We start from the raw sequence: 6,657 nt of genomic DNA, 5'->3' as shown, positions 1-6,657 counted from the left end.
AGCTCGAGCAGTTGGCCGGCGTTGTTGCCGTCCGCGCTCTTCACGTTCGAACTGATGAGCAGGCCCGCGATGCCGGCGCAGAGGCCGCAGAACATGTAGGCGCCGACGATGATGCGGCGCGCCCGCACGCCGGCGACGCGGGCCGCGCCCGGGTTGATGCCGACCGCCTGGATGAACAGACCCAGTGCACTACGCGTGATCGCGACGTATAGCAGGGCAAAGACGAAGGCCGCGATATAGACCGAGAACGGCAGCCCGAACAGGTAGCCGCTGCCGATGAAGAAGAAGGGCGTGTAATAGATCGTGATGATCTGGCCGCCGGTGATCAGCTGCGCGATGCCGCGCCCGGCCACCATGAGGATCAGCGTCGCGATGATCGGCTGCATGCCCACCCGCGCGACCAGCAGGCCGTTCCATAGCCCGCAGGCCAGCGCGGCGCCGAGGGAGCCAACGATCGCCAGCCACATCGGGAAGCGGCTCGCCTGCGCCGCCCCGGTGCTGCTCAGCGAGCCACCGATCATCCAGGCCGCGATCGCCGCCGCGATCGCCACCACCGCGCCAACCGAGATGTCGATGCCGCGGGTGGCGATCACCAGCGTCATGCCGAGCGACACCAGCACCAGCGGCGCCGCGCGGTTCAGGATGTCGATCAGGCTGCCGTAGAGGTGGCCTCCTCGCCATTCGAGGTGCAGGAAGCTCGGATTGAAGGCCGCGTTGATCGCCAGCAGCAAGACGAGCGTAACCAGCGGCCAGGCAAGCCGATGGCGAAACAGGCCGGCGATGAGGTCGCTACGCTTCATGTGTCCGCCGCGATCAGTTCATACACCGCGTCCTCGCTGCTGCCGCCGGGAAGTTCGCCGACCTTGCGGCGCTCGCGCAGCACCGCGATGCGGTGCGACACGCGCACCACCTCATTCATTTCGGAGGAGATGAACAGCACCGCCATGCCGCCGCGCGCGAGCTTCAGTATCTCTTCCATGATCTCCTGCTTGGCCGCGACATCGATGCCGCGCGTCGGCTCGTCGAGGATCAGCAGCCGCGGATCGATCGCGAGCCAGCGTGCAAGCACCGCCTTCTGCTGGTTGCCGCCCGACAGCAGGCCGATCGGCGTATCGATGCTGGCGGTCTTGATGCCGAGCGCCTTGACGAAGCGCTCGGCCAGCGCGGTCTGTTCGGCGCGCGACAGCGTGTTGCGCAAGCCGCGCCGCGCCTGCAGCGCCAGTGYGATGTTCTCGCGCACCGACAGCTCGGCCACGATGCCGTCGGTCTTGCGTTCCTCGGGACACAGCGCGAGGCCGTGCTTCACCGCATCGGCCGGACTCGAGAATTCGACCGCCGTGCCATCGACGAGCAGGCTTCCCTGGTCGGGCTTCGCCAGCCCGAACAGCAGCCGCGCCAGTTCGGTGCGGCCGGCGCCGAGCAGGCCGGCCAGGCCGACCACCTCGCCGACGCGCACCTGCAGATCGACCGGCTGCAACTGCCCGCGCTGGCCGAGCCCCTCGACCTGCAGCAGCGCCGGCGACGCAGCCTTGACCGCCGGCAGTTCGGCGCGGCAGCTGGCCTGGGCCGCGAACTCGCGCCCGACCATCGCCGAAATCAGGGCCTGCGGCCCCAGTTCCGCGGTCGGCCATTCGCCGACCCAGCATCCGTTGCGCAGCACCGTGATGCGGTCCGACACCGCGTAGACCTGGTTCAGGAAGTGCGTCACGAACAGGATCGCGAGCCCTTCGCCGCGCAGTCGGCGCAACACCGCGAACAGGCTCTTGACTTCTTCGTCGTCGAGGCTGGAAGTCGGCTCGTCGAGGATCAGCACCCGCGACGACAGGCCCAGCGCGCGCGCGATCGCGACCATCTGCTGCACCGCCACCGAGTAGCTCGACAGAAGCTGCGTGACGTCGACGTCGACATCGAGCCGCGCCAGCAACGCCCGCGCTTCGCGGTGCACCGCGGCCCAGTCGATCCGGAAGCCCTGCGCCAGCCCGCGGCGCGGATAGCGCCCGGCGAAGATGTTCTCGGCCACCGACAGATTGGGGCAGAGGTTCACCTCCTGGTAGACCGTGCTGATGCCGAGCCGCTGCGCATCGAGCGGAGACGACGGCCGGATCGGCTCGCCAGCCAGCAGYATCTCGCCGCCGTCGGCCGCATAGACGCCCGTCAGCACCTTGATCAGCGTCGACTTGCCGGCGCCGTTCTGCCCCAGCAGCGCATGGACCTCCCCGGCGCGCAGCCGCAGCGCCACGCCGGAAAGCGCCGCCACGCCGCTGAACTGCTTGTCGATGCCCCTGAGCTGCAGCACCGGCGTATCGGACGAGAGTTCGGTGCTCATTTGTTCTTGTTGTAGACGTCGACGAACACCGCCGCCAGCAGCACCAATCCCTTGATGACCTGCTGGTAGTCGATGCCGACGCCGAGGATCGACATGCCGTTGTTCATCACGCCCATGATGAAGGCGCCGATCACCGCGCCCATCACCTTGCCGACGCCGCCCGAGGCCGAGGCGCCGCCGATGAAGCAGGCCGCGATCACGTCGAGCTCGAAGCCCAGGCCGGCCTTGGGCGTCGCGGTGTTGAGCCGGGCCGCAAAGACCAGCCCGGCGAGCGCCGCGAGCACGCCCATGTTGACGAAGGTCAGGAAGGCCAGCCGCTGGGTCTTGATGCCCGACAGCCGCGCCGCCTTCTCGTTGCCGCCCAGCGCATAGATGCGGCGGCCGACCGTGGTCCGGTTGGTCACGAAGTCGTAGGCGACGATCAGAACCGACATCACGATCAGCACGTTGGGCAGCCCCTTGTAGGTCGCCAGCAGGTAGCTCAGCAGCAGGATGACGGCCGCGAAGAACAGGTTCTTGCCGAGGAAGAAGACGTAGGGTTCGGTCTCCATGCCGTGCTTCGCGAGCTTGGCGCGCCCGCGCAGCTTGAAGAAGACCAGCGCCGCGGCCGCCAGCGCGCCGAGCACGAGCGAGGTGGTGCGCAGGCCTTCGCCGCCCAGCGGGTCGGGCACGAAGCCCGAGCTGAGCTTCTGGAAGGCCTCGGGGAACGGCCCCACAGATTGCCCCGCGAGCAGCGCCAGCGTGAGGCCCTTGAAGACCAGCATGCCGGCCAGCGTGACGATGAAGGACGGAATCCGGAAGAAGGCCACGAACCAGCCCTGCGCGGCGCCGATGGCAGCGCCCGCGATCAGGCAGACGATGAAGGTCGGGACGAAATGCCATTCGTACTCGACCATCAGCACCGCGGCCAGCGCGCCGATGAAGCCGCACACCGAGCCCACCGACAGGTCGATGTGGCCGGCCACGATCACCAGCAGCATGCCCAGCGCCATGATCACGATGTAGCTGTTCTGCAGCAGCAGGTTGGTGAGGTTCAGCGGCCGCATCAGCGTGCCGTCGGTCAGCAGCTGGAACAGCACCATGATCGCGACCAGCGAGATCAGCATGCCGTATTCGCGCAGGTTGTTCTTGAGGAAGCCCGTGTGCTCGCCGGCGCTGCTCGGCGCGATGTGCGTGGCGGCCTTCACGGCCTCGAGTTCAGGCGGCATGGACGCCGCTCCCGGAAGCCACGATGACCCGCATGATCTTTTCCTGCGAGGCCTCCGCGGCAGGAAACTCGGCGACGAAGCGGCCTTCGTTCATCACGTAAATGCGGTCGCACATGCCGAGCAGCTCGGGCAGTTCGGAAGAGATCATGAGAATGCCTTTGCCCTCGCTCGCGAGCTGGTCGATGATGGTGTAGATCTCGTATTTGGCGCCGACGTCGATGCCGCGCGTCGGCTCGTCGAGGATCAGCAGCTCGGGCTTGGCGAACAGCCACTTGCTCAGCACCACCTTCTGCTGGTTGCCGCCCGACAGGTTGACCACCTGCTGGTCAACCCCGGCGCAGCGGATGTTGAGCGCGCGCCGATAGTCGTTGGCGACCTTGAACTCGCGCCCGTCGTCAATCACGCCGCGCTCCGACACCGCCGCCAGGTTGGCCAGGCTGACGTTCTTGCGGATGTCCTCGTCGAGCACCAGGCCCAGGCTTTTGCGGTCCTCGGTGACATAGGCGATGCCGTGGTCGATGGCCTTGCGGATCGTGCCGACGTCGACCTCCTTGCCGTGCATGCGCACCGTGCCGCGGATGCGCTGGCCATAGGAGCGCCCGAACACGCTCATCGCGAACTCGGTGCGGCCGGCACCCATCAGCCCCGCGATGCCGACGATCTCGCCGCGCCGCACGTGCAGGCCGACGCCCTTGATCAGCTCGCGGTCGGCATGCAGCGCGTGGTGCACGTGCCAGTCGCTGACCTCGAACACGGTCTCGCCGATTTTCGGCGAGCGCTGCGGATAGCGGTGGGCCATGTCGCGCCCGACCATGCCGCGGATGATCCGGTCCTCGCTGATCGGCTCGGCGCGGCAGTTCATGGTCTCGACGGTGGCGCCGTCGCGCAGCACGGTGATCGAGTCGGCCACCTTGGCGATCTCGTTGAGCTTGTGCGAGATCAGGATCGACGAGATGCCCTGCGCCTTGAGCCCGAGCAGCAGGCTCAGCAGCGCATCGCTGTCGCTCTCGTTGAGGCTCGCGGTCGGCTCGTCGAGGATCAGCAGCTTGACCTCCTTCGCCAGTGCCTTGGCGATCTCGACCAGCTGCTGCTTGCCGACGCCGAGGTTGGTGATCAGTGTGGTCGGCGGCTCCTTGAGCCCGACCTTGGCCAGAAGCTCGCGGGTCCTGGCATAGGCGGCGAACCAGTCGATCACGCCGCCATGCGCGATCTCGTTGCCGAGGAAGATGTTCTCGGCAATCGACAGCAGCGGCACCAGTGCGAGCTCCTGGTGGATGATGATGATGCCGAGCTTCTCGCTGTCGGCGATATCCCTGAAGCGGCGCGGCTGGCCCTCGAAATGGATCTCGCCCTCGTACGAGTCGCACGAATAGACGCCGCTCAGTACCTTCATCAGTGTCGACTTGCCGGCGCCGTTCTCGCCGACGACGGCATGGATCTCTCCGGCCCGCACCGCGAGATTGACGTTGTCCAGCGCGTTCACGCCCGGAAAGGTCTTTATGATGCCGCGCATCTCCAGAATCACATCATTCACCCTGCCTCCTTCGGCTCGCATCGCCGGCCGCCGCTACCGGATCTGGCTCTCCTTGTAGTAGCCGCTGTCGACCAGCGTCTGCTTCCAGTTCGAGGCGTCCACACTGACCGGCTTCAGCAGATAGGAGGGTACGACCTTGATGCCGTTGTTGTAGGTCTTGGTGTCGTTCACCTCGGGCGTCTTGCCGGCCAGCATCGCGTCCACCATGCCGACCGTGACCTTGGCCAACTCGCGCGTGTCCTTGAACACCGTGGCGGTCTGCTCCTTCTTGAGGATCGACTTGACCGAAGGCACCTCGGCATCCTGGCCGGTCACCACCGGCATCGGCTGCTGGGCCGATCCGTAGCCCACGCCCTTGAGCGAGGAGATGATGCCGATCGACAGCCCGTCGTATGGCGACAGCACCGCGTCGACCCGGTCCTTGGTGTAGTAGGCCGACAGCAGGTTGTCCATCCGCGCCTGCGCCACGGCGCCGTCCCAGCGCAGGGTCGAGACCTTGTCCATGCCCATCTGCTTGCTGCGCACCACCAGCTTGCCGCTGTCGATGTAGGGCTTCAGCACCGACATCGCGCCGTTGTAGAAGAAGAAGGCGTTGTTGTCGTCGGGCGAACCGCCGAACAACTCGATGTTGTACGGACCCTTGCCTTCCTTCAGCTTCAGCGCGTTCTCGATGTAGYTGGCCTGCAGCACGCCGACCTGGTAGTTGTCGAAGGTCGCATAGTAGTCGACGTTCTTCGAGCCCTTGATCAGCCGGTCGTAGGCGATCACCTTGACGCCCTTGTCGGCGGCCTTCTGCAGCACGTCCGACAGCGTGGTGCCGTCGATCGCGGCGATCACCAGCACCTTGGCGCCCTTGGTCACCATGTTCTCGATCTGCGCCAGCTGGTTCGGGATGTCGTCGTCGGCGTATTGCAGGTCGGTCTTGTAGCCCTTCTCGTTGAAGTACTTGACCATGTTCGAGCCGTCGGCGATCCAGCGCGCCGACGACTTGGTCGGCATCGAGATCGCGACCAGGCCCTTGTCCTGGGCCTGCACCAGGGGCGCGAGGCCGAACAGTCCGAGGGCGGCGCCGGCCAGCAGGGTCTTGAGGAAAGTGCGTTTCATGAGAAGGTCTCCTTGTTGTGTGTGCGGGCCTGCGGCGCACCGCTCTCGCGATACGCCGCGTGCGGTCTCAGTACTTCCGATTGGGAAACTCGGCCTTCGCGACTTCCATCGGGAAGATCCCTTCCTTGGTCAGGATTCGCTTCGGCAGCGGCTTGCCGGCCTTGATGTCGGCCACGGCGGCCATCAGTTGCGGGCCCAGCAGCGGACTGCACTCCACCGAGACGTTGAGCTTGCCGGCCATCATGGCCTCGAAGGCGCCTTTCACGGCGTCGATAGAGATGATGATGATGTCCTGCGCCGGCTTCATGCCGGCTTCCTCGATGGCCTGGATCGCGCCGATCGCCATGTCGTCGTTGTGCGCGAAGAGCACGTTGATCTTCTTGCCCTCGGCCTTCAGGAAGGCCTCCATCACCTCCTTGCCCTTGGCGCGTGTGAAGTCGCCGGTCTGCGAGCGGATGATCTTGAACTTCGGATCGGCCTTGATG

6 protein-coding genes are annotated in these 6,657 nt (G+C 66.1%); all 6 read right to left on the bottom strand.

Annotated elements, in window-relative coordinates:
* Nucleotides 1-800, bottom strand: an 800-nt coding sequence (locus AC1DY5_RS37000; protein WP_478119451.1) for an ABC transporter permease, incomplete at its 3' end; no start/stop codon positions are given.
* On the bottom strand, nt 797-2,326 hold the full coding sequence (locus AC1DY5_RS36995) for a sugar ABC transporter ATP-binding protein (RefSeq protein ID WP_478119450.1): 1,530 nt from the start codon (nt 2,324-2,326) through the stop codon (nt 797-799). The genes AC1DY5_RS37000 and AC1DY5_RS36995, both read right to left, overlap by 4 nt.
* Entirely contained in the window at nt 2,323-3,534 is a 1,212-nt protein-coding gene (mmsB, locus tag AC1DY5_RS36990; protein WP_478119449.1) for a multiple monosaccharide ABC transporter permease, read from the bottom strand. Before mmsB ends, AC1DY5_RS36995 begins: the two co-directional genes overlap by 4 nt.
* Nucleotides 3,524-5,047 carry a multiple monosaccharide ABC transporter ATP-binding protein gene (mmsA, locus tag AC1DY5_RS36985; RefSeq protein ID WP_478119452.1) on the bottom strand — a complete coding sequence of 508 codons (1,524 nt, stop codon included), beginning with the start codon at nt 5,045-5,047 and terminating at the stop codon, nt 3,524-3,526. The genes mmsB and mmsA overlap by 11 nt, the downstream gene beginning before the upstream one ends.
* A 54-nt stretch (nt 5,048-5,101) precedes the next feature.
* Nucleotides 5,102-6,172: a multiple monosaccharide ABC transporter substrate-binding protein gene (chvE, locus tag AC1DY5_RS36980; protein ID WP_478119448.1), complete on the bottom strand. Its 1,071-nt coding sequence runs from the start codon at nt 6,170-6,172 to the stop codon at nt 5,102-5,104.
* A gap of 67 nt (nt 6,173-6,239) precedes the next feature.
* On the bottom strand, nt 6,240-6,657 hold a 418-nt coding region (locus tag AC1DY5_RS36975), incomplete at its 5' end, for a substrate-binding domain-containing protein (protein WP_478119447.1).

This window comes from Variovorax sp. P4_D9 (assembly GCF_056401695.1).
This window is presented reverse-complemented; position numbering and strand designations above follow the sequence as displayed.